Origin of the sequence: Gilliamella sp. B3172, assembly GCF_026536465.1 — a bacterium.
In the GTDB taxonomy this organism is placed as follows: Bacteria; Pseudomonadota; Gammaproteobacteria; order Enterobacterales; family Orbaceae; genus Gilliamella.
On the sequence record NZ_JAFNOA010000010.1, the window covers coordinates 53,765 to 78,783 of the forward strand.

The 25,019-nt window shown below is 38.2% G+C and carries 19 protein-coding genes; 6 read left to right on the forward strand and 13 right to left on the reverse strand.

Annotation, left to right across the window (positions count from 1 at the left end):
* Window positions 1–83: 83 nt before the first annotated feature.
* The 5 genes from upp to J3U37_RS10800 form a co-directional block, all read right to left on the reverse strand.
* A complete protein-coding gene (gene upp, locus J3U37_RS10780) occupies window positions 84–710 on the reverse strand; it encodes a uracil phosphoribosyltransferase (protein ID WP_267374847.1) in 627 nt (208 codons plus the stop codon).
* Between the two features lie 350 nt (window positions 711–1,060).
* Complete coding sequence (gene gntR, locus J3U37_RS10785) at window positions 1,061–2,065, reverse strand: gluconate operon transcriptional repressor GntR (RefSeq protein WP_220218556.1); 1,005 nt, start codon at window positions 2,063–2,065, stop codon at window positions 1,061–1,063.
* Complete coding sequence (gene ung / locus J3U37_RS10790; protein ID WP_267336488.1) at window positions 2,058–2,750, reverse strand: uracil-DNA glycosylase; 693 nt, start codon at window positions 2,748–2,750, stop codon at window positions 2,058–2,060. Before ung ends, gntR begins: the two co-directional genes overlap by 8 nt.
* Window positions 2,751–2,856: 106 nt before the next feature.
* Window positions 2,857–3,996, reverse strand: coding sequence for a glycoside hydrolase family 88/105 protein (locus J3U37_RS10795; RefSeq protein WP_267374849.1), 1,140 nt, complete (start codon window positions 3,994–3,996; stop codon window positions 2,857–2,859).
* Between the two features lie 43 nt (window positions 3,997–4,039).
* Window positions 4,040–5,560 (reverse strand): MFS transporter, encoded by a 1,521-nt coding sequence (locus J3U37_RS10800; RefSeq protein WP_267374850.1) that lies wholly within the window; start codon window positions 5,558–5,560, stop codon window positions 4,040–4,042.
* Window positions 5,561–6,207: 647 nt separating this feature from the next.
* Between J3U37_RS10800 and grcA the strand changes: the two genes are divergently transcribed.
* Window positions 6,208–6,591 carry an autonomous glycyl radical cofactor GrcA gene (gene grcA / locus J3U37_RS10805; RefSeq protein ID WP_220218552.1) on the forward strand — a complete coding sequence of 128 codons (384 nt, stop codon included), beginning with the start codon at window positions 6,208–6,210 and terminating at the stop codon, window positions 6,589–6,591.
* A gap of 267 nt (window positions 6,592–6,858) precedes the next feature.
* Here the strand turns inward: grcA and dnaJ are convergent, their stop codons facing one another.
* Together dnaJ and dnaK are read right to left on the reverse strand one after the other, a co-directional pair.
* On the reverse strand, window positions 6,859–8,001 hold the full coding sequence (gene dnaJ / locus J3U37_RS10810; protein ID WP_267374852.1) for a molecular chaperone DnaJ: 1,143 nt from the start codon (window positions 7,999–8,001) through the stop codon (window positions 6,859–6,861).
* A 122-nt stretch (window positions 8,002–8,123) separates the two neighbouring features.
* Window positions 8,124–10,040, reverse strand: a complete 1,917-nt coding sequence (gene dnaK, locus J3U37_RS10815; protein WP_220218550.1) for a molecular chaperone DnaK — start codon at window positions 10,038–10,040, stop codon at window positions 8,124–8,126.
* Window positions 10,041–10,270: 230 nt separating this feature from the next.
* Between dnaK and satP the strand changes: the two genes are divergently transcribed.
* The gene (gene satP / locus J3U37_RS10820) at window positions 10,271–10,849 is read left to right on the forward strand and encodes an acetate uptake transporter (protein ID WP_220218549.1); all 579 of its coding nucleotides are present in this window, start codon (window positions 10,271–10,273) and stop codon (window positions 10,847–10,849) included.
* 87 nt (window positions 10,850–10,936) lie between these two features.
* Here satP and asnB read toward each other — a convergent pair whose 3' ends face one another.
* From asnB to polA, 6 genes are all read right to left on the reverse strand, one after another.
* Complete coding sequence (gene asnB / locus J3U37_RS10825) at window positions 10,937–12,610, reverse strand: asparagine synthase B (RefSeq protein WP_220218548.1); 1,674 nt, start codon at window positions 12,608–12,610, stop codon at window positions 10,937–10,939.
* 206 nt (window positions 12,611–12,816) lie between these two features.
* Complete coding sequence (locus tag J3U37_RS10830; protein ID WP_220218547.1) at window positions 12,817–13,161, reverse strand: YdbL family protein; 345 nt, start codon at window positions 13,159–13,161, stop codon at window positions 12,817–12,819.
* Between the two features lie 141 nt (window positions 13,162–13,302).
* The gene (locus J3U37_RS10835; RefSeq protein WP_416380008.1) at window positions 13,303–13,488 is read right to left on the reverse strand and encodes a YnbE family lipoprotein; all 186 of its coding nucleotides are present in this window, start codon (window positions 13,486–13,488) and stop codon (window positions 13,303–13,305) included.
* Window positions 13,489–13,507: 19 nt separating this feature from the next.
* Entirely contained in the window at window positions 13,508–15,112 is a 1,605-nt protein-coding gene (locus tag J3U37_RS10840; protein WP_267374854.1) for an intermembrane phospholipid transport protein YdbH family protein, read from the reverse strand.
* Between the two features lie 66 nt (window positions 15,113–15,178).
* Window positions 15,179–16,603, reverse strand: a complete 1,425-nt coding sequence (gene gltX / locus J3U37_RS10845) for a glutamate--tRNA ligase (RefSeq protein ID WP_267374855.1) — start codon at window positions 16,601–16,603, stop codon at window positions 15,179–15,181.
* Window positions 16,604–16,866: 263 nt separating this feature from the next.
* The gene (gene polA / locus J3U37_RS10850; protein WP_267374856.1) at window positions 16,867–19,641 is read right to left on the reverse strand and encodes a DNA polymerase I; all 2,775 of its coding nucleotides are present in this window, start codon (window positions 19,639–19,641) and stop codon (window positions 16,867–16,869) included.
* 199 nt (window positions 19,642–19,840) lie between these two features.
* Here polA and folE point away from each other — a divergent pair, with 199 nt between their 5' ends.
* The 4 genes from folE (at window position 19,841) to ileS (ending at window position 25,002) form a co-directional block, all read left to right on the forward strand.
* Window positions 19,841–20,497: a GTP cyclohydrolase I FolE gene (gene folE / locus J3U37_RS10855; protein WP_220218542.1), complete on the forward strand. Its 657-nt coding sequence runs from the start codon at window positions 19,841–19,843 to the stop codon at window positions 20,495–20,497.
* A gap of 17 nt (window positions 20,498–20,514) precedes the next feature.
* A complete protein-coding gene (locus J3U37_RS10860; protein ID WP_220218541.1) occupies window positions 20,515–21,018 on the forward strand; it encodes a hypothetical protein in 504 nt (167 codons plus the stop codon).
* Between the two features lie 199 nt (window positions 21,019–21,217).
* A complete protein-coding gene (gene ribF, locus J3U37_RS10865; RefSeq protein ID WP_267374857.1) occupies window positions 21,218–22,156 on the forward strand; it encodes a bifunctional riboflavin kinase/FAD synthetase in 939 nt (312 codons plus the stop codon).
* 38 nt (window positions 22,157–22,194) lie between these two features.
* Window positions 22,195–25,002: an isoleucine--tRNA ligase gene (gene ileS / locus J3U37_RS10870; protein WP_267374858.1), complete on the forward strand. Its 2,808-nt coding sequence runs from the start codon at window positions 22,195–22,197 to the stop codon at window positions 25,000–25,002.
* The last annotated feature ends 17 nt before the right edge of the window (window positions 25,003–25,019 follow it).

Sequence of the window (25,019 nt, forward strand, 5' to 3'; positions counted from 1 at the left end):
TCAACTTAATGTTAATCATCTCTATTTATAATCAAATAGTAGGCATAAAAAAACCGGTTAAAACCGGTCTAAAATTTGAGATTTTATTTGGTGCCGAATATTTTATCGCCGGCATCACCAAGTCCGGGTAAAATATAGCCCTTCTCATTCAATCGTTCATCAATTGAAGCAGTATAAAGCTCAACATCCGGATGCGCTTGCTCAAGCACTTTAATACCTTCCGGTGCAGCAACTAAAACTAAAACTTTAATATTTTTACAGCCCGCTTTTTTGAGCAAATCAATGGTCGCAACCATAGATCCACCTGTTGCCAACATTGGATCGACAACTAAAGCCATTCGCTCTTCAATATCTGATGTTAATTTTTGAAAATAGGGTACAGGTTCAAGGGTTTCTTCGTTACGGTAAAAACCAACAACGCTAATCCGGGCACTTGGTATATGCTCAAGAACGCCATCCATCATACCTAAACCTGCTCGTAAGATAGGTACTACCGTAATTTTTTTACCTTTGATTTTTTCAACTTGAACAGGACCACACCAACCTTCGATAGTAACAGTTTCGGTCGGTAAATCAGCGGTTGCTTCATAAGTTAATAAGCTGCCAACTTCACTGGCAAGATCGCGAAAGTCTTTAGTACTAATATCGTGTTCGCGCATTAAGCCAATTTTATGGCGTACAAGAGGGTGTTTTACTTCAACAATTTTCATGGGAGCCTCAGTGTTATCTTTTATAATCTGTTAGTCGTTATAAATAACCACTGAGCGATAATTCTAACATAGTTATCACTTTATGAAAACCCGAATTGAATATGCCTATTTAAAACATAACGCTCTGTTAGATAAGCAAAAACAGATAAAAAAACAATAGTTTTATTTTTGTTTTCGCTTTTTTTTCATTAGGATCATTAAGCAAAGGCAACATATGAAGCGCAGTTTATATAAACTGATATTTCTTAAGCAACAGCTCATTTATTGATAAGTAAAACCTGACTAAATTGCTATTATCAACCAGATTAATAGGCTTGATTTAGAACATTAACTCGTACAATTTACGATAATCAAATACTTTCACCGTCTAAATATTGAACAGGGAAATCAACAACTTTTTCACAAATGGTTTCACCATTTATCGACTTTAATAACATTTGTGCCGATTTTTGTCCCATTTCAATTCTTGGTGTTGAAACTGATGCCAATTTTGGGGTAACCACTTGACCAACGTCATGCCCATGAAAACCTGCCACCGCAATCTGGTTTGGCACATCAATATTAAGGCGTTGACACTCAAACAGTACTCCTAGCGCCAAATCATCGTTGGTACTAAATACGCCGTCGATTTGAGGATATTGTTGCAAAGCTTGATGAAGCAGTTGTTTACCTAAAGAGTAAGAAGAAGATTGTTTCGTGGCAAAAGTTTTCGCAACCAATCCGGCATCGTTCATCGCCTGTTCATAACCTTGCTGACGGATAAGACTGCGATCATCCTGACGAGCACTAAAATAAGCAATATGCTTATGGCCTTTGTTAATCATACGCTCAATCATATTTTTGGCGACTTGAAAATTATCAATACCAACCGCCATATCAATACAAGGGGAAACACTATCCATAATTTCAACCACAGGAACGCCCGATATTTCAATCATTTTAAGGGTTGCGGGGGTATGTGTTCGTTCAGTTAAGATTAACCCGTCAACATTGTAAGCCAGTAATGAACGTAAGCGCATTTCTTCTTTTTCCGGGCTATACCCGGTATGGGCAATCATGGTTTGATAACCATACTTATCGGTCTCGATCTCAATGCCTTTTAACACATCCGCAAAAACTTGATTGGTTAATGACGGCAATAACACACCAATAGCATAACTTTTAGCATTCGATAACATATCCGGCGCTTTATTGGGGATATAGCCAAGTTGGTCTATCGCTGCTGAAATTTGAGATTGAAGTGGTTTAGAAACAAGATTGGGATCACGCAAGTAACGGCTTACCGTCATTTTACTTATCCCAATTAAATTAGCTATTTCCTGCAAGCCAGTTCGACGTTTTTTATTACTACCCATTATTTTGTTCCGGTAACCTTGGTTGCCAATCTATCGGCGTTTTTCCCTGTTGGATAATCAAACTATTGGCTTTAGAAAAATGCTGACACCCAAAAAAGCCACGATGTGCGGATAATGGTGAAGGGTGAACAGCTGTTAAAACATGATGCTTTTGACGATTGATAAATTGACCTTTCTTTTGCGCAGGCGATCCCCATAACAAAAATACTACCCCGTCGAGGTATTGATCAACTGCCGCAATAACATGATCAGTAAATGTTTCCCAGCCTATTTTGGCATGGGAATGCGCTTGCCCGGCTTGAACAGTTAATACATTATTTAATAGCAACACCCCTTGGGTTGCCCAATAGCCTAAATAGCCATGCGACGGAATTTGAAACCCTGCTATATCGGTTGAAAGTTCTTTATAGATGTTTAATAGCGATGGAGGCGGTTTAATTCCGGGTAACACAGAAAATGATAAACCGTGTGCTTGATTTGGGCCGTGATAAGGATCTTGTCCTAAAATCACCACTTTGATATCACTAAATGGCGTAAAACGAAAAGCATTAAAAACATCATGCTGAGGGGGATAGATAACTTTTCCCTCAGCTCGCTGTGATGCCACAAATTGCATTATTTGTTTAAAATAAGGCTTCTCTTTTTCCGATCCAATGACATCATTCCATGTTAATTGATTAGTCATACAGTACCTTTACTATAATTTGATATGGCTGGCAATGTTGCTTGCTCATCCCCCTAATTATACCTAAAAATAATAATAAGCCTAATGCTAATCAATATTGTTAAAACTAAATAAAAACCCTTAAATATTCAGTCAAACATAAAATTGCCATTGATTGCCCATATGGCATTGAAGTTAGTGGAATATTTTTATAATAATCCAAATTATGACCCATGGCGGTACCAAACGAAACATTTAACAAAGTACCTTCATCATTGATATTTGCCATGACACCTTTAATGGCTTTTTCTGCCATGAGCTTATAGTCATCAGCGATATAACGTTTCCTGATCGATTTTAATATCCCATAGGCAAAACCAGCTGTCGCCGATGTTTCTAAATAGGAATTAGGATCATCAATAATTGTATGCCATAAGCCACTTTCATCTTGGTATTTAGCGAGTGCTTCTACTTGAGCATTTAACACCTCAATTAATAATCTTCGAACAGGATCATCAATAGTCAGATCGAGTAGCTCAATAAATTCCGGAATAACAATAGTTAGCCAACTGTTACCCCTTGCCCACCTTGCTTTTGCAAAGTTATGGTTACCTTCAAAACTCCAACCATGAAACCAAAGCCCTGTTTGACGATCCATTAAATATTGAACGTGGATTAATATTTGATAGATTGCTTCTTGAATATATTCAGGTTTATTAAGCAGTTGGCCAATTTTGGCAATTGGCAATACGCTCATCATCAAGGTATCATCCCAAAGTTGTTGATGATTTTCACTGTTATAAACAATATGTTGCAAGCCACCAAACTTAGTCCGAGGCATTTGATACATAACCCAATCTGCCCAACACTCTAAATAAGGTAAAAATACCGGATTTTGCGTCTCTTGATAACGATAAGCTAAGGTTAAAAATGGACACACGGTATTGACGTTCTTCGTTGGAGTCCCTTCGGATAAACGCTGTTTAAACCAGTCATCAATAATAGCAAGTGTCGATTTATCGCCGGTTTGTTGGTAAAATTGGTACATACCATAAAGACCAATGCCATGCGTCCACTCCCAGCCATTCCAACCTTTTGTGTCAATCACTCGACCGTCATCTAAGCGAAGAAGAAATTCACCTGTCTCATCTTCAATATTAATCAGATTATTCACAATCTTTTTAATCAACTTTTCTAAATCAGCTCGAGCAATTAAATGTTCGGGCTTACACAGTAACTTGCTATGTTTTACAGGAAATATCTGCATGTTTTGTTTACCTCTAATCAAACTCATATAAAAACCAATAACGCTATTTACGTTTATAACCAATATTATTATTGCCCCAAAGCTTAGTGACAGGCATACCCGTTAACATTTCAACTACCGGCTTACCTTCATCACTGACTCTTTTTTCACTCTCAGAGCCAATACCTTTGATATTGTTAATTTCATCAATTAATATTTTGTGAGTTTTTAGATTCAATTTAAATTTCAAAGAAATTAAAAAGCCAAGTGTTAAAACCAAGATAGTCCCGGCTACTAATAACAATAAAATCGTTTGCGATACCGCTGGCGGCTGTTGGTTTTGCCCACTGACAAAACCAGACCACTGTAAACAGACACCAATTAACATCACTGCGCCAGCCTGCGAGGCTTTACGGGTAAATGTCATTACACCAGCAAAGATACCTTCTCGACGCTTACCGGTGATGATTTCATCGACATCAGAAATATAGGTATAGATATTCCAAGGAACATAATTAATCCCGCCACGCCCTAATCCTGCAATAGCTGAAACGGTAATTAACAATGTATGAATATGACTTAAGTTGTAATACCAAATAATCCCATAAGCTAAGCAACTCATACCAAAAATAGCCACGACACCACGATAAGCCGGCGCAGGGCCATATTTAATACACAACGGCATCATACACAGCACGGCAATAAACTGCGTAATGGACATTGTCCCAATTAGCGTAGAGGCAACGGTCGGCTCTTGTAATAGCACAAAAATGACATAATAAGTAAACACAGCATTAAAGACGTCTTGAGCAATATAGCCACCCAAATACATCCCGAGATGCTGCCTAAATATTTTTATTTTGAAAGTGGATAGCAGTTCAATAATTAAATGAGAAATACTTTCTTTAAAAGACAAGGAGGCGGCCTCTTGTTCGGCTTGCAACGCTTCTTTGGATTTAAGCGCTGTTGGTCTTTCCCAGGTAAACAAGTACACCATGCAAAGCGCAAATGAGCATAGAATAGAAAACACTAAGCTGGCATAAAAGAAGGATATTGCATTATCTTTACCAAAGTAATTGAGTAAAACTCCCGGTAAGAAACCGGCTAAAATGGCAGATAACTGCGCCATTGAAATTCTTGCCCCTGAAAACTTAGTTTTTTGTTTAAAATCATCGGTCATCTCTGGCACAAGGGTTTCATAAGGCACCAGCACCATGGTATAAACCATATCAAAAAAGAGATAAGTGAATAAGTAATAGAGATAATTCATACCCGGCGCCCACATTACGCTATAACTAAAAATAAGTGGAATACCGAGTAAAATAAAGAATTTACGCCGTCCAAAACGTTGTCCTAAACGTGTGCGCCCAAAGTTATCGGTTAAATACCCCATTAACGGGCTAATAACCGCATCAAGTACTCTTGCTGCCGCAAATATAAATGTCGCTTCAATCGGCGTTAACCCACAAAAATTGGTATAAAAATATAACAACCATACCGCCGTTAATGCCGTGGTACCCGCTCCTAAAAAATCACCGGCGCCATAAGCCAGATAATTTTTTAAACCAATCACTCTATTTTTCATCTTACCACCACTTTTTATCTAACTACTGCTCAAGATCAACATCTCTTTTAGATGCTCAAGTTAGTCTAGGGTGGGTGTTGCTTTGACACTTTAACGTCACTGCCAACTTTTTTTAAAAATGGCAAAAATTTAAAAGTCGACGTGATGTTGTTCACAAATATTCTTTTTTTATCAAATAAATTTCATTCGGCAAAAAAATTTATGAAACAATAATTTAAATTTTATTTCAGTAAAGCAAATTTACTCCAGTTGTTCATCAGTAGTAAAAGTGTGAAGTAAAAATAGTTTGCCTCTGTATCAGGCGATTTATATCAAATAGAATGGTATGTTGATTGAGTGATTGTCATTAATAACAATCTATTGAGTAGCAAAGACTAGCTGCCAACTTCAAGTTTACCTGCATTTTAGGCTGATTATTAAGGCTGGATAAAAAGCGATCTATTTCTAAACCGAACATGTTTATCTAACATATTGATACCCAAATCATTTATAAAATATTACAATCCGTTTTATTGATTACCTGACTAAAAAGTGATCTAAGGTATTGCTTATCAGATTGATAGCTTTTTTTGACTTTAATCAATTTTTTAAAGTGCTATATTACAATCAATTATTCAGGACAATAACGTCCGTTAGGAGGATTTAAAATGATTACAGGTATCCAAATCACTAAAGCAGACAATGCAGCACTATTAAACTCTTTCTGGTTATTAGATGATTCAACTAAAGAAGCACGTTGTGTTGCTGCTAAATCTGTTTACAAAGAAGATCAAGTCATTCCAACAGCTGAACTTGGTCAATTCGAATATCGTGAAATTCCATTAGATGTCGCACCAACAATTAAAGTTGAAGGTGGCCAACACTTAAATGTTAACGTACTTCGTCGTGAAACATTAGAAGATGCTGTGCAACATCCGGAAAAATATCCTCAATTAACTATTCGTGTTTCTGGTTATGCAGTACGTTTTAACTCTTTAACTGCAGAACAACAACGTGACGTTATTGCTCGTACTTTTACAACTAAAATTTAGTTCTAAATGACAATAAATAAAATTAAACATTAAACCCATCTTGCCCAGCTTTGCTGGGTTTTTTTACTTTCAATTAAGTTTTTATAAACTATTTCACCCAAGTTAAATACTGCGACCAAGTCGGATCATATTTACATTCAATATTTACGGATAAATTTTGATTGAGTATCTGTTGTACGACTTGCGTCGCTATATCTTTGAGTCTTATTTGAGTGTCAAAAAAATAGCGAAGCAGATAACCCTGCTTCGCTATTGAGTGATATTTTCTTATCCAAAAAACTTTTTAACTTTATCAAAAAAGCTTTTTTCTTTTGGGCTGTGTTTGGCATTTTTATCCGCTTTCAAACTTTCGCCAAGCTCTTTGAGTAACTCTTTTTGTTTACCGGTGAGGTTAACCGGTGTTTCAACCACAACATGACAGTATAAATCACCAACAGAATTACCACGTAATGATTTAATACCTTTACCACGTAAACGGAACATTTTACCTGTTTGAGTTTCAGCCGGAATGGTTAAGCTCACTTTACCATTTAATGTAGGTACTTCAACTTCCCCACCTAACGACGCTAAAACAATATTAATTGGAATCTCACAATGTAGATTTGTGCCATCTCGTTCAAAAATTCCGTGAGGTTTTACCTGCACTTGAACATATAAATCACCTGCTGGCGCACCATTTAACCCTGCCTCGCCTTCACCAGAAAGGCGGATACGGTTACCAGTGTCAACACCGGCCGGAATAGTGACAGATAATGTTTTGGTTTTCTGAACTCGACCTTCACCATGACATTTCTTACATGGATTTTTCACCACTTTACCACGGCCATGACAGGTTGGACACTCTTGCTGTACCGCAAAAAAGCCTTGACGCATTTGAACAACGCCAGCACCATGACAGGTATCACAAGTAACCACATCAGAGGCTTTTTCAGTACCTTGTCCATGACAAACACTACAAGCCACCCAAGTAGGTACTTTGATCTCTTTACTTACGCCGCTTGCTGCTTCTTCTAATGTTAGGGTGATATTATATTGTAAATCTGCACCTCTTGAAGGGCTTTGCGCACGCCCACGACCACCGCCGAAGAAGTCACTAAAAATATCATCAAATGCCGATCCACCGCCAAAACCACTAAAGCCACCAAATCCACCTGCGCCAGCACCGCCGCCACCAAAACCTTGCTCAAAAGCGGCATGTCCATATTGATCATAAGCGGCTTTCTTTTGTGCATCGGTCAATACTTCATAAGCTTCTTTAACTTCTTTGAATTTTGCTTCAGCTTCGGCTTTATTGTCCTGATTTTTATCAGGATGATATTTCATGGCTAGGCGTTTATAGGCTTTTTTTATCTCAGCTTCAGTTGCGCTTTTACTTACGCCTAATGTTTCATAATAATCTTTCTTCGCCATAATTAACCTTAATTTTTCTTGCAAAAACAACTAAACGGGCTTGAGTTACCTCGCGCCCGTTTAGTAAGTTACATGTTTATAACTCGTTGAAATAACTCATTAAAAAACATCGTTGTTAATGCTTATTTTTTATCATCATCAACTTCTTTGAAGTCCGCATCAACAACATCATCTTGACCAGCATCACTAGCGCTACTTGCTTGTGCACCTTGGTCAGCTTGCGCTTGTTGTTGTGCAATTTCAAGTAACTTTTTCGATGCTTCCATTAATGCATTGATTTTCGCTTCAATTTCAGCTTTATCTTCACCACGAGCTGCAGTTTCTAATGCAGTTACTGCTTCTTCGATAGCTGTTTTATCCGCTGCCGGTAATTGATCGCCTGCTTCAGTAACTTGTTTACGAGTTGAGTGAACAAGATGATCCGCTTGATTACGAACTTGAGCTAGCTCTTCAAACTTACGGTCAGCATCAGCATTTGCTTCGGCATCATTAACCATTTTTTGGATTTCTTCTTCGCTTAAACCAGAAGAAGCTTTAATGGTAATGTTTTGTTCACGTCCGGTGTTTTTATCTTTCGCTGAAACATGTAAGATACCGTCGGCATCAATATCAAAAGTTACTTCAATTTGTGGCATACCACGTGGTGCCGCTTGAATACCATCAAGGTTAAATTGACCTAATGATTTATTATCGCTTGCACGTTTACGCTCACCTTGTAACACATGAATGGTTACCGCAGATTGATTATCTTCAGCTGTTGAGAACACTTGACTATGTTTAGTTGGGATAGTCGTATTTTTCTCAATCAAGGTAGTCATCACACCACCCATTGTTTCAATACCTAATGATAATGGGGTTACGTCAAGTAATAATACATCTTTAACATCACCACCTAACACACCACCTTGTACTGCCGCACCAACTGCAACTGCTTCATCCGGGTTAACGTCTTTACGAGGTTCTTTACCAAAGAAGTCAGCAACCGCTTTTTGCACCATTGGCATACGGGTTTGACCACCCACTAAAATGACATCTTTAATATCAGAAACAGAAAGACCGGCATCTTGTAATGCTGTTTTCACTGGTTCCATTGAGCGTTTAACTAAATCTTCAACTAAAGATTCTAATTTAGCGCGAGTCACTTTGATATTTAAGTGTTTAGGGCCAGATGCATCAGCAGTGATATAAGGTAAGTTAATATCAGTTTGTTGTGCTGATGATAATTCAATTTTCGCTTTTTCAGCCGCTTCTTTTAAACGTTGCATTGCAAGTGGATCATTTTTAAGATCGAAACCTTGTTCACGTTTAAACTCATCAACTAAGTAGTTAATTAAGCGTGAGTCAAAGTCTTCACCACCTAAGTGAGTATCACCATTGGTTGCTAATACTTCGAAAGTTTTTTCACCGTCAACATCATCGATTTCGATGATTGAAATATCAAATGTACCACCACCTAAGTCATAAACGGCAATGGTGCGATTACCAACATCTTTATCTAAACCATAAGCTAATGCTGCGGCTGTTGGTTCGTTGATAATACGTTTAACATCTAAACCAGCAATACGACCAGCATCTTTGGTTGCTTGACGTTGTGCATCATTGAAATATGCCGGAACAGTAATGACAGCTTCGGTTACTGGTTCACCAAGATAATCTTCTGCTGTTTTCTTCATTTTCTTTAATACTTCAGCAGAAATTTGTGGTGGAGCAATTTTTTGGCCTTTTACTTCTACCCATGCATCGCCATTGTCAGCTTTAACAATTTTATATGGCATAATACCAACATCACGTTGCACTTCGGCATCTTCAAAACGACGACCAATTAAACGTTTAATGGCAAATAATGTATTTTGTGGATTGGTTACTGCTTGGCGTTTAGCCGGTTGACCAACTAGAATTTCGCCATCTTGCGTATAGGCAATAATGGAAGGGGTTGTGCGATCGCCTTCGGCATTTTCTAATACTTTAGCCTGACCGTTATCCATTACTGCTACACATGAATTTGTTGTACCTAAATCGATACCAATAATTTTACCCATAATCTATTCTCCTCAAAACCTGTATTTTATTCTTTGTATATAAGTCTGAAATATGGATTTTCAAGCCCTTAATTTTCACAAAGAAATAATTTTGTTTCCACTTAAATGGGAACGTAATTTTTAATATCAAGGGGGAAAAAAAATTATTTTTCTTTAAATCTTGATTCTCCGCTTTTCAACACTTATTATTGCCGCTCTTTTTTATTATGATTATTAGTTAAAGGATCTTTATGGAACAAACAAAACTTGCCAATCCTGGCCCACTTGGACTAATGGGATTTGGTATGACCACAATTTTATTAAATATTCATAATGCAGGATTTTTTCCTGTTATGACGGCAATTGTGTCAATGGGTATTTTTTATGGTGGACTGGCACAAGTCATTGCCGGCATTTTAGAATTCCGCAAAGGTAACACATTTGGCACCACTGCTTTTACTTCATACGGTTTCTTCTGGATTGCACTAGTTGGCATTTGGTATTTACCAACTTCGCCAGCAACTGCACCGACCGATGCAACTTTTGTCGGAATCTTCCTTGCTTTATGGGGCATTTTTACCGGCTTTATGTTTATCGGCACATTAAAAGGTAATCGTGTATTACAATTTGTTTTTGCCAGCTTAACGCTTTTATTTGCGCTGTTAGCAATTGGTAACATTTCCGGTAATCACGACATTATCCATGTTGCCGGGTTTGAAGGTATTATTTGTGGCGCAAGCGCTATCTACCTTGCAATGGCAGAAGTGCTTAACGAACAATACGGACGCACTATTTTACCTATCGGCGCACCAAAAGGCGCTGCACACTAATTCAAACTGTCAAACATAGGCAGTATGTGAGCAACAAAAAACGGGGAAAATTCCCCGTTTTTTATTAATCATTAAAGCGTAAGCTAATTATTTTTTATAAGCGTCGTTATGAACACCTACCGCTGCACGACCTGAAGGATCATTTAAATTTTTAAATGACTCATCCCATTCGATCGCTTTGGCTGTCGAGCAAGCAACGGTTGGACCACCCGGTACACAATGCGCTGCGCTTTCAACCGGGAATAATTCATCAAAAATTTCACGGTACATATAAGCTTCTTTAGAAGTCGGTGTATTGTAAGGAAAACGGAATTTTGCGTTTTCTAACTGCTGATCAGTGATTTTACTTTCCGCAATCTCTTTTAAAGTATCGATCCAACTATAGCCAACACCGTCAGAGAATTGCTCTTTTTGACGCCAAACCACTGATGCCGGTAAATAAGATTCAAATGCTTCACGGACAATATGTTTTTCCATTTTGCCGTTGCTACCGCACATTTTATCTTTTGGATTAATGCGCATTGCCACATCTAAGAATTTCTTATCAAGGAATGGTACACGAGCTTCAACGCCCCATGCTGCCATTGCTTTATTAGCACGTGCACAGTCATACATATGAAGAGCGGCTAATTTTCGTACTGTCTCTTCATGGAACTCTTTAGCATTTGGCGCTTTATGGAAATAGAGGTAACCACCAAACACTTCATCAGCACCTTCACCGGATAACACCATTTTAATCCCCATGGCTTTAATCTTTCTCGCCATTAGATACATTGGTGTTGAAGCACGGATAGTTGTGACATCATAAGTTTCAATGTAATAAATCACATCACGAATAGCATCGATACCTTCTTGAATGGTAAAGTTGATTTCGTGGTGAACTGTACCAAGATGATCGGCAACCGCTTGCGCAGCTTTAAGATCTGGCGCCCCTTTTAAACCTACGGCAAAAGAGTGCAATTGTGGCCACCAAGCTTCAGATTTTTCATGATCTTCAACACGACGTGCTGAGAATTTTTTGGTAATAGCCGAAATCACCGAAGAATCAAGTCCACCGGATAATAAAACGCCGTATGGCACATCTGACATAAGATGACTCTTAACAGACTCTTCTAACGCAATTCGTAATGCATTGATATCGGTTTTATTATCCTTAACGTTTTCATAATCCATCCAATCACGTTTATAATAGGTTTTGATTTCACCTTCAGTGCTTGATAGATAACATCCCGGCGGAAATGCTTCAATGGTTTTACACACCGGTACTAACGCTTTCATTTCAGAAGCAACGTAAAATGTGCCGTTTTCATCATGACCCATATACATTGGGATGATACCGATATGGTCACGACCAATAAAATAAGTGCCTTTGTTAATATCATAAAGAATAAAAGCAAACATACCTTGTAAGTCATCAAGGCAATCAATACCTTTTTCTTGATATAGCGCTAAGATAACTTCACAGTCTGAGCCGGTTTGAAACTCATAACGATCTTTGTACTGATTTCGGAGTTCTTGATGATTATAAATTTCGCCATTAACTGCTAATACTAAAGTCTTATCTTTATTATAAAGTGGCTGAGATCCTGTATTAACATCAACAATTGATAAACGTTCATGAGCAAGAATAGCTTTATCAGAAGCAAAAATACCAGACCAATCAGGGCCACGATGACGCTGTAGACTTGATAGTTCTAATGCTTTTGTTCGTAGTTGTTCCGGATCTGATTTAATATCAAGAATACCTAAAATCGAACACATTGAATTTCTCCATTTAAAATCGCTAAAGCGATACTATTTACAAGTAAAAACTAACGTTACATTTAAAACTTAGCACACATTATTGGGTGCCAAGCTTTTTAATAAATTGTTGCGAATAATTCGCTAAAGTAACACAATACACATAATTTATACATAATTAAAGTATTATGTCATTATACTTTTCCTATCACTGAAAAAGATTAAGATTATTTCTTTATCCACTGACCTTGTTGTTTGATATATTGACCGGCTGGCGTTTTTTCTTGCGCTTTACTGCCCGCTCGGTTTTGCACTTCGGTTAACGACACATTGGTTTCACCGGCAACTTTTTGATATTGTGCTTTACGAGCCTGATTAATTAACTGCGCAATTTGACTTGCCTCACCTTCATTTTTAACTACGCCTAAGTAGCCGTCGGCTTGTTCACCTACTAAACCATTAGCTTTTGCTTGGCTTAACGAGCTCATGGCTTGATCTAACGTTAACGCCAATACCGGAAAAGATAAAATAGCCGATAATAATACTATCGTTGCTTTTTTAAAAATCTTCATAACAGTTCCCCCTGATAAATACATCATATTGAAATTAGTTAAATATGTGTAATAAAAAATTTTTCGCTACTATTTATTGTAGCAATAAGTATGGGTTTGGGTTTTCCTTCATCAAGGATAATAAAGAGTAAGACGTACTTTTTAATATAACCCGGATTTATTAATCATATTATCTAGCGCTTTATCGACTTTGATATTGATTTCATGATCAATCTTAACATTTAAATTGATATTAATCGGCTCACTCGGCGCTTGCACTTTTACCGTTGGCGAACATCCGATTAATAAAAAACTTCCTAACATAATAGCTATCACACCTTTTAGCATAGAATATCCTCTTAATTGATCACCGCTTCTTATTTAAATGCGCTTCAATTCGCTTACGAATAGGTTCGCTAATTTGATCGGACAGTTGCATACTCATTAGCAAGTTAGCGACATTTTCTTCCAGATTGAGATTTAAATTTAACGCTTTACCATTTTCAGCATCTAAATTATTCCCTTGAATATTTAAACCTAATTTGGCGATTCCATTGCTATAATAAACTGTTCCGGCTAGCTTAGTATAATGAAAATTTTTAATAATATCAGTGAGTATTTTAATATTTGGGTTAGCTTGTGCATACTCTTTGAGTGTCGCATTGTCAAAGCGTAAATAGCCGTCATTGACGGTGGTTAATTCTCCATTTTTAATCACTATGCCTAAACTGTTTTTACCGTTGTTTTTCACTGTTAATAATGTGATTGGTAAATACCCCTCAATCGTCCCTTTAGCGTCTAAACCTTCCGCTGGATACTGAGTAAAAACATCTTGTAACTGAATATTTTTTAATCTTAATTTTAATTGTTGTGGCAATTTGGCTAAATTCAATTTACCGGCGTCAAGCAACAACGTTCCGGAAAAGAGCGCTGCTTGTGCTTTTGTCCATGTTACCAAACCTTTGCTGGGTGAATTTAAAGAAGCAGAATATTGACCGGCTAATTTTATTTTTTGGAAAATAACCCCTAAATTGACTTCCTGAATGTTCAATGCGGAGGTTGATACATTAAATTGATTATTTTTCAGCGATAAATTTACTGCGCCACTGACTGATTTAATATCACTGTTTTTATAAATTCCATTGGCTTTATGGATAGCTAATTGACCTGTTGCAGACAGTTGATTTAATTCAAATAACAAAGGGAACTGTATTTTAAACTGTAAACTACCGGTTAAATCATTAACCATTAAATCCTCAGTCAACTGCGCTTTTTTGACACTCACCGATCCATTATCTAAGTTCGTTAAAGTGACTTGATCTTGGCTAATTGTTGCGGAGAAAGGTAGCGTGATATTGCCATTTTCAATACCTAATTGATTTAATGTGGTAGTAAAAAGTCCCTGCTGAATTTCTAAATGTGAATCGGTTTGGTTCAACAGCAAATTACCTGACAAATGCGCTAAATAGGGTTTATCTGTTGAAATATCGAGTTTAAGGGATTGTTGCTGTTTGACGGTATCAATCTTTATATCCAAAATCGGGACATGTTGTTGGTAGAGTTTGAATGAATCAACATGAATGGTTGTTGGCATCCAATAAAATACGGTTGCTAGCGTTGCCATATCTAAACCGGACTGCTCCGGAGGTTGTTCGCTATCACTTATCTGTTTATCGGTAGAGTCAGCCGTTATTGGATCATCATCCTTTGGCAAATAGAGACTTAAATCTTTAACAGACAATTTCGCCAATGATAAATTTATGTTTTTGGCTACGATAGTGGTTTTTTGCTGGGATAGGGTGATTTCTTCAAATGATATACCGTCGAAACTGACATTGAGTCCCTGCCAATCTAACGCAATATCATATTTTTGCTTGATTGATATCCAATATTGCCAGCCGCCAATGATGAACAGCCCGATAATAAGAAAAAAACTTAGTAAAAACCAATAACGTTTTTTTAAACGAGCCATAAGTAAACTCTCAATATTGCCAGAAAGCCAATTGCCGGGGTTTTTACCCGGCAATCAATATTATGCTTAAGCCTGTTCCCGTTGTGCAATATAAGCCAGTGCTTTATCAATTCTCGCTAAAGCCCGTTTTTTACCAACGGCAAACACGGTCGCATCCACTGACGGTGATTGACCGATGCCAGTTACTGCAACACGTAACGGCATACCCACTTTGCCCATACCGACATCAAGTTCGCTAGCGCTTGCTTCAATAGCATGATGAATTTTATCGATTTGCCAATCAAAATCCGCAATCGCTGCAATTTTGGTTTTAATCAGCTCTAAGGGTGCTTTTGCCACCGGACGTAAATGTTTTTTGGCAGCATCAGCATCAAAATCATCAAAATCTTGATAGCAATAGCGGCATGCTTCAGCCATTTCTTTAAGGGTTTTTGAGCGCTCACCAAATAATTTGATGATAGTAATTAAATCCGGCCCTTGAGTTAAATCATAACCTTGTTGATTGATGTGCCACATTAAGTGCTGTGCGACATAATCAGCATCTAAATGATTAATATAGTGATGATTTAACCATAATAACTTTTCAGTATTAAAAGCACTGGCCGATTTACTGACCGCATCTAATGAAAAATAGCTAACCATTTCAGGTACTGAAAATATCTCTTGGTCGCCATGTGACCAGCCGAGTCGGACTAAATAATTTAACAAGGCTTCCGGTAGGTATCCGTCATCACGATACTGCATCACACTCACCGCACCATGGCGTTTAGATAATTTTTGCCCGTCATCACCTAAAATCATCGAAACATGACCATATTCAGGCAGCGGCGCCCCTAATGCTTTAAGTATATTAATTTGACGAGGCGTATTATTGATATGATCTTCACCACGAATCACATGGGTAATTTCCATATCCCAATCATCGACCACCACACAGAAATTATAAGTTGGCGAACCGTCAGTACGGCGAATGATTAAATCATCAAGCTCTTTATTAGCAATTTCAATTGGGCCACGAATAAGATCGTTAAACACCACAACCCCGTCAACAGGGTTAGCGAAACGCACAACATGTGGCTCGTTATGATTATGTTGTTTTTGTACTTCATCACAACGACAATGGCCGTCATAACGTGCTTTTTCGCCTTTCGCCATTTGCTCTTCACGCAACTTTTCAAGGCGCTCTTTTGAACAGTAACAACGATAAGCAGATCCATTGGCTAACATTTCGTCAATAACTTGATTATAACGATCAAAACGTTTTGTCTGGAAATACGGGCCTTCATCCCATGATAATTTTAACCAATTCATTCCTTCCATAATCGCTTCTATCGCTTCCGGCGTTGAACGTTCGAGATCAGTATCTTCAATACGCAACACAAATGCACCTTGTGCATGACGAGTATAAAGCCAAGAATAAAGCGCAGTACGTGCACCACCTACGTGTAAATAACCAGTCGGACTTGGTGCGAAACGGGTTTTGATTTTCATGAAATAATCCTAATAATAACAAAAAGAACACCATAACGATGATCGTTATCAGTGCCCTTTTATCAAACTTACCAACCAACATTGGTAAAGTAATAACATTTTGATATAAATTTGGTTTAGTGGTTTATTTTAACACGCTAAAGGGTTTGAGCAATAGCCAGTTAGCGGCTTAAAATCAATCACTATTTTGTCAAGAAGTTTCAGATTTACCCTACGTTTAAGTATAAAACCACCACTTTTTGACAACCTGACGATAGCAACAATTAATGTGCCTCATCCCAGTTATTACCAATACCGACATCGACTTTTAAAGGTACCGATAATTGATAACAGTTTTCCATGATTGATTTAATTTTAGAACAATAGTTATCAACCAGTTCCTCTTTCACTTCAAACACTAATTCATCGTGAACTTGCATCACCATATTAATATTGCCGTTTGGTTGACTTTTTATCCAGTCACTCATTTTAATCATGGCGGTTTTAATAATGTCAGCTGCTGTCCCTTGCATTGGAGCATTAATTGCCGCACGTTCGGCAGCACGTTTTTCAATGCCATTAGTTGAGGTGATTTTAGGAAGATATAACCGCCGGCCGGATAGCGTTTGCACGTACCCTTGCTGAGCAGCAAGTTGGCGGGTTTGTTCCATATAGTTTTGCACACCCGGATAACGTTCAAAATAACGATCGATATAAAACTGCGCTTCTTTACGGGCGATATTTATCTGTTTGGATAGACCAAATGCACTCATACCGTAAATCAATCCAAAATTGACCGCTTTAGCGCGTCGACGCTCTTCTGATGTCACTTCGGATTCCGGTTTACTTAAAATTTCACTGGCGGTTACCCGGTGAATATCTTTATCATGGGCAAAAGCATTAAGTAGGCTCTTATCTTGTGAAAGATGCGCCATAATGCGCAGTTCAATTTGCGAATAGTCAGCCGAAATAATTTTATAGCCTTTTGGTGCAATAAATGCTTGGCGAATTCGACGCCCCTCTTCATTGCGTACCGGAATATTTTGCAAATTTGGATCGTTTGATGATAAGCGACCGGTTACAGTACCAATTTGATTATAATTGGTATGAATACGGTGATCGATTGGACTTATCATCAATGGCAATTTATCGGTATAGGTATTTTTCAGTTTGGCAAGCCCACGATAAAATAAAATCATGCGTGGTAACTCATACTCATTTGCCAATTCGCTCAGCACATCTTCACTGGTTGACGGATCACCTTTCGGCGTTTTTTTCAATACCGGCAGTTGATGCTTTTCAAACAAAATCGCTTGAATCTGTTTTGGTGAAGCCGGATTGAATTTTTCACCGGCCAGCGATTGTAGCTCTGCTTCAATTGCTTTTAACTGTTGCGCCAGTTCGTGTGAATAGTCGTTTAACTGTTTAGCATCCACCAGAACACCGGTTCTTTCCATTTCCGCCAATACGATAGCTAACGGCATTTCAATATCAGTAAATAACTTGGTTAGTTCTGCTTCTTTAGACAGTTCCGGCCACAATTTTTCATGCAGTTGTAGAGTAATATCGGCATCTTCTGCCGCATATTGGGTCGTTTTTTCAACCTCAATAGCATCAATTGTCAGTTGTTTTTTATCTTGCTTAGTCAGCTCATTATAAGTAATGGTTTTATAATTTAAATAACGGCTCGCTAAACTGTCCATATCGTGCCTTTCGGTACTGTTAAGTACGTACGACTCTAACATGGTGTCATAAGCGATACCTTGCACCTTAATGCCATAGTTTGCCAGCACGCTGTAATCAAACTTAGCATTTTGGGCAATTTTTTTAATATTGGGGTTTTCTAATACCGGTTTTAATTTCGCCAGCACACTATCAAGAGCTAGCTGCTCTGGTACGCCTAGATAGTGATGAGCAAGCGGAATATAGGCCGCTTGATGCGGGGTGACGCTTAACGAAATTCCAACTAATTTAGCATGCACATGATCAACATTATCGGTTTCCGTATCGAAGGCAAATTGCGTGCTATTGGTTAATTTTGCAATCCAGCTATCTAATTGCTCATCGGTTAAAATACATTGATAATCGGTCTTTCTAGTTTGCGCTGGCGATTCATCCTGCCCAAATAATGATAGGTTACTGCTGATAATCGCCGCCGATGCTTTTTGCTGTTTTAAAAAGCTACCGGAGATTAACTCTTTTTGCCAGCGATGAAAGCCGTAATAGGCAAATAGTTCGTTTAATGCGTTAACATCAATATCACCGGCGATAAGCTGTTCATTAGAAAAATCTAACTTCACATCGGTTTTGATCGTAGCCAATAAATAGGACAGTTCGGCTTCTTTTTGGTTGTCGATCAGTTTTTGTTTTAAAGATTTCGCCCCACGAATTGATAACTTTTCAATGTCATCTAAACGTTGATAGATATCTTTAACGCTATTAAATTCAGTTAATAAACTTTGTGCCGTTTTTTCACCCACGCCTGGCACACCGGGGATATTATCCGATGAATCGCCCCTTAAGGCTAAATAGTCGATAATCTTTTCGGGCGGTACACCAAATTTTTCCATGACACCTTTTGGATCAAGCAAGGTATTGTTCATGGTATTAATCAGTGTCACTTTATCGCTGACCAGCTGCGCCATATCTTTATCACCGGTGCTAATTAACACATGATGATTTTCTTTTTCGGCTTGTTTTGCCAGTGTCCCAATTACATCATCAGCTTCTACCCCTTCAATGCAAAGTAACGGCAAGCCCATGGCTTTTAAAATGTTATGGATCGGCTCAATTTGCGGACGCAAGTTTTCCGGCATTGCTTCACGAGTGGCTTTATATTCACTGTAAATTTCGTTTCTAAACGATCCACCTTTCGCATCAAATACAACGGCAATATGGGTAGGATTATATTGGTTAATTAAGCTACGAATCATATTAATCACACCAAAAATAGCCCCGGTCGGTTCACCTTTGGCATTGGTTAATGGCGGACATGCAAAAAAAGCACGGTAAAGGTAAGAAGATCCATCAATTAAAATGATTGGTGTTTTATTTGGCATTATAGTTACCCAAGTTTATTAAAAACGTTACCAAACAGTATACCCCAATTAGCGATAATATTGTCATTATTGACGATAATATAGTGTAAAGAAGTTTAGGGTTAATAAGGTGTTTAAATAGAAAACGCAAAGTAAAAAACTGTATATTAAATAACGAGTGTTATATAATACGGTATCTTTTTCGTCCGAGTATTTAGCCATGACAGAATTAAGCATTGCTGCACAAAAAGTTAAAGCCGCACTGGCAGCAAAAAATCTTGAAACCCCTTCTTGTCGTTTAGCAATGGATAATAGTGAACGCAAGGCAAAAATCGAAGAGCATTTTCGCCAGATCATGCAGTTAATGGAATTGGATCTGACCGATGACAGTCTTGCCGAAACGCCACATCGTGTTTCAAAAATGTATGTCGATGAGATTTTTTCCGGACTGTATTACGAGAATTTCCCGAAAATCACACTGATTGAAAATAAAATGCAAGTTGACGAGATGATAACCGTTCGTGATATCACCTTAACCAGTGTGTGTGAACACCATTTTGTCACCATTGACGGTAAAGCGACCGTCTCTTATATCCCGAAAGATAAAGTTATCGGCTTATCCAAAATTAACCGAATTGTCGAATTTTTTGCCTCACGCCCACAAGTACAAGAAAGGTTAACTCAACAAATACTCGTTGCTCTTCAAACCTTACTAGGGACGGTAAATGTGGCGGTCTCAATTGATGCAACTCACTATTGTGTCAAAGCCAGAGGTATTAAAGATTCTAGTAGCATGACAACCACAACGGCATTAGGTGGTGGATTTAAAACCAACCCAAGTACAAGACAGGAGTTTTTAAGGGCTTTAAATCACTAACAATATAAGGATATTCAATGAAATATTTATCACTCATTTTTACGGTATTTTTGATTACAGCATGTTCTGAACCGCAACGGAATAATGAAGATAAATTTATCGGTTTTTGGGTTGAAGGTGGCCCGGATTATAAACATACGGCAACGATCGCCAATATTGTTGAAATAAGTAAACAAGGCGACAATTACTTTATCAACGAAAACTACGTTTATGGTAATGAGCAAACCATTGCGATGCGAAAACTCACTAAATCACAAGACTTATTCGACGGACTGGCTTATCCTTCCAAAAGAATGTTTGATTTAGAAAATAAAGTCACGATGGATGATGATGACGATTCAAAAATCGGTATATTTAGTACCTTTTTCTTTCGAATATCAAAAGAAGAAGCAGAGCACATTAAAAGTGATGTAAAAGAGTGCGAAGAGATAGAAAAAAACCGTTTTTTTATTCCTACAGCGCAACAAGAAGAATATAAAAAACGAGCCAAAGAGCTGGCTTATTGTCGGATTTTTTGGTAACAATCAATATTCACGCCAACTTAAATAGAGCGGATTTTTGAACCAGTCGTATGCAGATTGATTATTTAACACCAATTAAAAGCCAAAACTCAAAGACAAAACGACCAAAAATCAGCTTTATATTACGTGCATCTTCAAGAAAGATTGGTATAATTCTCGGCTACTTGAGTTAAATTACACAGTTAAATAACACATTTTCATGAAGATCATTCGCGGTATTGCTAATATAAAAAATCAAATTTCCCAGTGTGTACTGACATTGGGCAATTTTGACGGTGTACATTTAGGACATCAGCAATTAATTAACCATTTAATTACCCAAGGTAAAAGATTAAATCTACCGACTGTTGTGATGTTATTTGAACCACAACCGTTAGAGTTTTTTTGCCCGGACAATGCCCCTTCCCGATTAACCTCATTTCAAGAAAAAGTGATTTTAATTGAAAAACTCGGCATAGATTATATTATTGCGATACCCTTCAACCAAACTTTTGCCAAAATGTCTGCTGACGATTTTATCCAAGATTGGTTGATAAATAAGTTACAAGCCAAATATATTGCTATTGGTGATGATTTTCGCTTTGGCTATGAACGTAAAGGGGATATAAACTTACTTGAGCACTATGCCCAAACTTATGGCTTTGCGGTAGAAAGTATCCCGACCTTTGTCTTTGATCATTTACGGGTTAGCAGTACGGCAGTTCGAAAAGCATTATCCAATAACGATTTTCAATTGGCACATTGCCTGTTAGGTCGAAATTACGCCATTGCTGGTCGAGTGATACATGGCAATGCGTTAGCAAGGCAGTTAGGGTTTCCGACAGCGAATATTCATTTACACCGCAAAAAACCGGCCTTGCAAGGTGTCTATTTAGTGAAGGTCAAAAATAGTTGTAGTCAGCAATCTTATCACGGCATTGCCAATATCGGGATAAGACCAACTATTGAAGGAAAAAAAGCCATTTTAGAAGTGAATCTATTTGACTTTTCAGGTGATCTTTATGGACAATATTTAGACGTCACCTTCGTTAAAAAATTGCGTGATGAGAAAAAATTTAACTCATTAACTGAATTAAAAGAACAAATTACACAAGATGTTTGCACTGCTAAAAAGATCAGTGCACAATTAACCAATTAAGAAAGTAGTATCAACAAAATTAACTGGAATAAATCAGCATGACAGATTATAAAAATACCTTGAATTTACCGGAAACCGGTTTCCCAATGCGAGGCGATCTTGCCAAACGTGAACCGGCAATGTTGCAAAATTGGTACGATAAAGAACTTTATCGCAAAATTCGTCAAGTCAAAAAAGGCAAGAAAGCATTTATTTTGCACGACGGCCCGCCTTATGCCAACGGCAAACTTCATATCGGTCATGCAGTTAATAAAATAATTAAAGATATTATTATCAAATCAAAAGGCTTAAGTGGCTATGACTCCCCGTATATTCCAGGATGGGACTGTCATGGTTTGCCAATTGAGCAGAAAGTTGAAGAACAAGTCGGTAAACCAGGGGTAAAAGTAACGCCTGCTGAATTTCGTCAAATTTGTCGTGATTATGCTGCTTCACAAGTTGAGCTACAAAAAGCCGATTTTATCCGCATGGGTGTCCTTGGTGATTGGCAAAACCCTTACCGTACAATGAATTTCGATACCGAAGCGAATATTATTCGAGCATTAGGTAAAGTGATTCAAAATGGGCATTTAGTCAAAGGGGCTAAACCGGTTTACTGGTGTACTGATTGTATGTCTTCATTGGCCGAAGCTGAAGTTGAATATTATGATAAATCTTCACCGGCAATCGATGTAAAATTTAAAGCCGTAGATAACCAAACAGTTGCAAGTAAATTTGGCGTAAATACCGATTTAACCATTTATGCCGTGATTTGGACAACCACACCTTGGACATTACCGGCTAGCCGTGGTATTGCCTTAAATGCTGAATTTGAGTATCAACTGGTACAAATAAACGATAAAGAGTGCTTAATTTTAGCCACTGATCTGGTCGAATCAGTGATGAAGCGTGCCGAAATTTCAGACTGGAAAGCCCTTGGCAGCTGTAAAGGTGATGCACTTGAGCTATTACGCTTTAAACACCCTTTCCTTGATTTTGATGAGCCGATTGTACTGGGTGAACATGTAACTGTTGATGCCGGTACTGGTGCAGTGCACACAGCGCCCGGCCATGGTGCAGAAGACTTTTTAGTCGGTCAAAAATATGGACTTGAAGTAGCTAACCCGGTTGGCGGTAATGGCTGTTATTTACCGGGCACCGGCGCAGGTTTAGATGGTCTTTTTGTGTTTAAAGCCAATAAAGTCGTCGTTGAGATCTTAAAAGAGCACAATGCGTTATTACACTTTGAGAATATCGAACATAGTTATCCATGTTGCTGGCGCCATAAAACACCGGTTATTTACCGTGCAACACCACAATGGTTTATCAGCATGGATAAACAAGGCTTACGTGCGCAATCGCTAAAAGAGATCAAACAAGTGCGCTGGATCCCGGATTGGGGACAAGCTCGAATTGAAACAATGGTCGCTAATCGTCCGGACTGGTGTATCTCTCGTCAACGTACATGGGGCGTACCTATGACGTTATTTGTCCACAAAGAAACCGAAGAGTTACATCCCGATACACTACAATTAGTAGAAAAAGTGGCTAAATTGGTTGAACAAAACGGTATTCAAGCATGGTGGGATGCCGATATTAAAGATCTCTTAGGCCCGGATGCCGATGATTACCGCAAAGTACCGGACACACTGGATGTATGGTTTGATTCAGGATCAACTTTCTTCTCAGTTGTAGGCGTACGTCCGGAGTTTGAAGGACACGAAGCCGACATGTATTTAGAAGGCTCTGATCAACACCGTGGTTGGTTTATGTCATCATTAATGCTGTCAACAGCAATTGACAATAAAGCCCCTTATAAACAAGTTTTAACTCACGGTTTTGTGGTGGACGGTCAAGGGCGTAAAATGTCTAAATCTCTAGGCAATATCGTCACCCCACAAGAGGTAATGAATAAACTTGGCGCCGATATTTTACGTTTATGGATCGCCTCAACCGATTATTCGGGTGAAATGAGCTACTCAGATGAAATCATCAAACGAGCAGCAGACAGCTATCGTCGTATTCGTAACACCGCTCGCTTCTTACTGGCAAACTTAAATGGTTTTGATCCAGCTAAAAATATGGTTAAACCTGAAGAGATGGTGATACTTGATCGCTGGGCGGTTAGCATGGCGAAAGAAGCGCAAGAACAAATTATTCAAGCGTATGAAAGTTATGATTTCCATAAAGTGGTACAACGTATCATGCAATTTTGCTCAATTGAAATGGGATCATTCTATTTAGATATTATTAAAGATCGTCAATACACCGCTAAAAGCGATAGTATTGCTCGCCATAGTTGTCAAACGGCGTTATATCATATTGCGCAAGCTATGGTGCGTTGGATTGCACCGGTATTATCCTTTACCGCTGATGAAATTTGGCAGTACTTACCGGAAAATGAAAAATCAGAGTTCGTATTTGAAGATGAATGGTATAACCAACTCTTTACTTTACCGGAGAGTGAAGCGTTAAATAGTGAATATTGGGCACAAATTCTCACCATTCGTAGTGAAGTGAATAAAGTATTAGAACAAGGACGAAACGATAAAGTTATCGGCGGTTCACTTGAAGCGGCGGTTACACTTTATGCTGACAAGGATATCGCTAATGCGCTAGCGAAATTAGAAAATGAATTACGCTTTGTATTACTCACTTCACAAGCAAGCGTCAAACCGCTTGAAAACGCACCACAACAGGCAGTACAAAGTGATATAAGCGGTCTTAAAATTGAATTAGCGAAAGCACAAGGCGATAAGTGCCCACGTTGCTGGCATTATACTGTTGATAATGAGCCGACAACGCATTTATGTAAACGCTGTGAGCAAAACATTCACGGAAATGGCGAAATAAGACATTTTGCTTAACCGTAAATCACTCACGA

What these genes read in the sequence shown, in the direction of transcription:
- grcA (WP_220218552.1), top strand. Translation starts at nt 6,208, where the DNA reads ATGATTACAGGTATCCAAATCACTAAAGCAGACAATGCAGCACTATTA.
- asnB (WP_220218548.1), bottom strand. Translation starts at nt 12,610, where the DNA reads ATGTGTTCGATTTTAGGTATTCTTGATATTAAATCAGATCCGGAACAA.
- J3U37_RS10860 (WP_220218541.1), top strand. Translation starts at nt 20,515, where the DNA reads ATGAAATATTTATCACTCATTTTTACGGTATTTTTGATTACAGCATGT.
- J3U37_RS10830 (WP_220218547.1), bottom strand. Translation starts at nt 13,161, where the DNA reads ATGAAGATTTTTAAAAAAGCAACGATAGTATTATTATCGGCTATTTTA.
- folE (WP_220218542.1), top strand. Translation starts at nt 19,841, where the DNA reads ATGACAGAATTAAGCATTGCTGCACAAAAAGTTAAAGCCGCACTGGCA.
- upp (WP_267374847.1), bottom strand. Translation starts at nt 710, where the DNA reads ATGAAAATTGTTGAAGTAAAACACCCTCTTGTACGCCATAAAATTGGC.
- dnaK (WP_220218550.1), bottom strand. Translation starts at nt 10,040, where the DNA reads ATGGGTAAAATTATTGGTATCGATTTAGGTACAACAAATTCATGTGTA.
- ileS (WP_267374858.1), top strand. Translation starts at nt 22,195, where the DNA reads ATGACAGATTATAAAAATACCTTGAATTTACCGGAAACCGGTTTCCCA.
- dnaJ (WP_267374852.1), bottom strand. Translation starts at nt 8,001, where the DNA reads ATGGCGAAGAAAGATTATTATGAAACATTAGGCGTAAGTAAAAGCGCA.
- J3U37_RS10840 (WP_267374854.1), bottom strand. Translation starts at nt 15,112, where the DNA reads ATGGCTCGTTTAAAAAAACGTTATTGGTTTTTACTAAGTTTTTTTCTT.
- satP (WP_220218549.1), top strand. Translation starts at nt 10,271, where the DNA reads ATGGAACAAACAAAACTTGCCAATCCTGGCCCACTTGGACTAATGGGA.
- ung (WP_267336488.1), bottom strand. Translation starts at nt 2,750, where the DNA reads ATGACTAATCAATTAACATGGAATGATGTCATTGGATCGGAAAAAGAG.
- polA (WP_267374856.1), bottom strand. Translation starts at nt 19,641, where the DNA reads ATGCCAAATAAAACACCAATCATTTTAATTGATGGATCTTCTTACCTT.
- ribF (WP_267374857.1), top strand. Translation starts at nt 21,218, where the DNA reads ATGAAGATCATTCGCGGTATTGCTAATATAAAAAATCAAATTTCCCAG.
- J3U37_RS10795 (WP_267374849.1), bottom strand. Translation starts at nt 3,996, where the DNA reads ATGCAGATATTTCCTGTAAAACATAGCAAGTTACTGTGTAAGCCCGAA.
- gltX (WP_267374855.1), bottom strand. Translation starts at nt 16,603, where the DNA reads ATGAAAATCAAAACCCGTTTCGCACCAAGTCCGACTGGTTATTTACAC.
- gntR (WP_220218556.1), bottom strand. Translation starts at nt 2,065, where the DNA reads ATGGGTAGTAATAAAAAACGTCGAACTGGCTTGCAGGAAATAGCTAAT.
- J3U37_RS10800 (WP_267374850.1), bottom strand. Translation starts at nt 5,560, where the DNA reads ATGAAAAATAGAGTGATTGGTTTAAAAAATTATCTGGCTTATGGCGCC.
- J3U37_RS10835 (WP_416380008.1), bottom strand. Translation starts at nt 13,488, where the DNA reads ATGCTAAAAGGTGTGATAGCTATTATGTTAGGAAGTTTTTTATTAATC.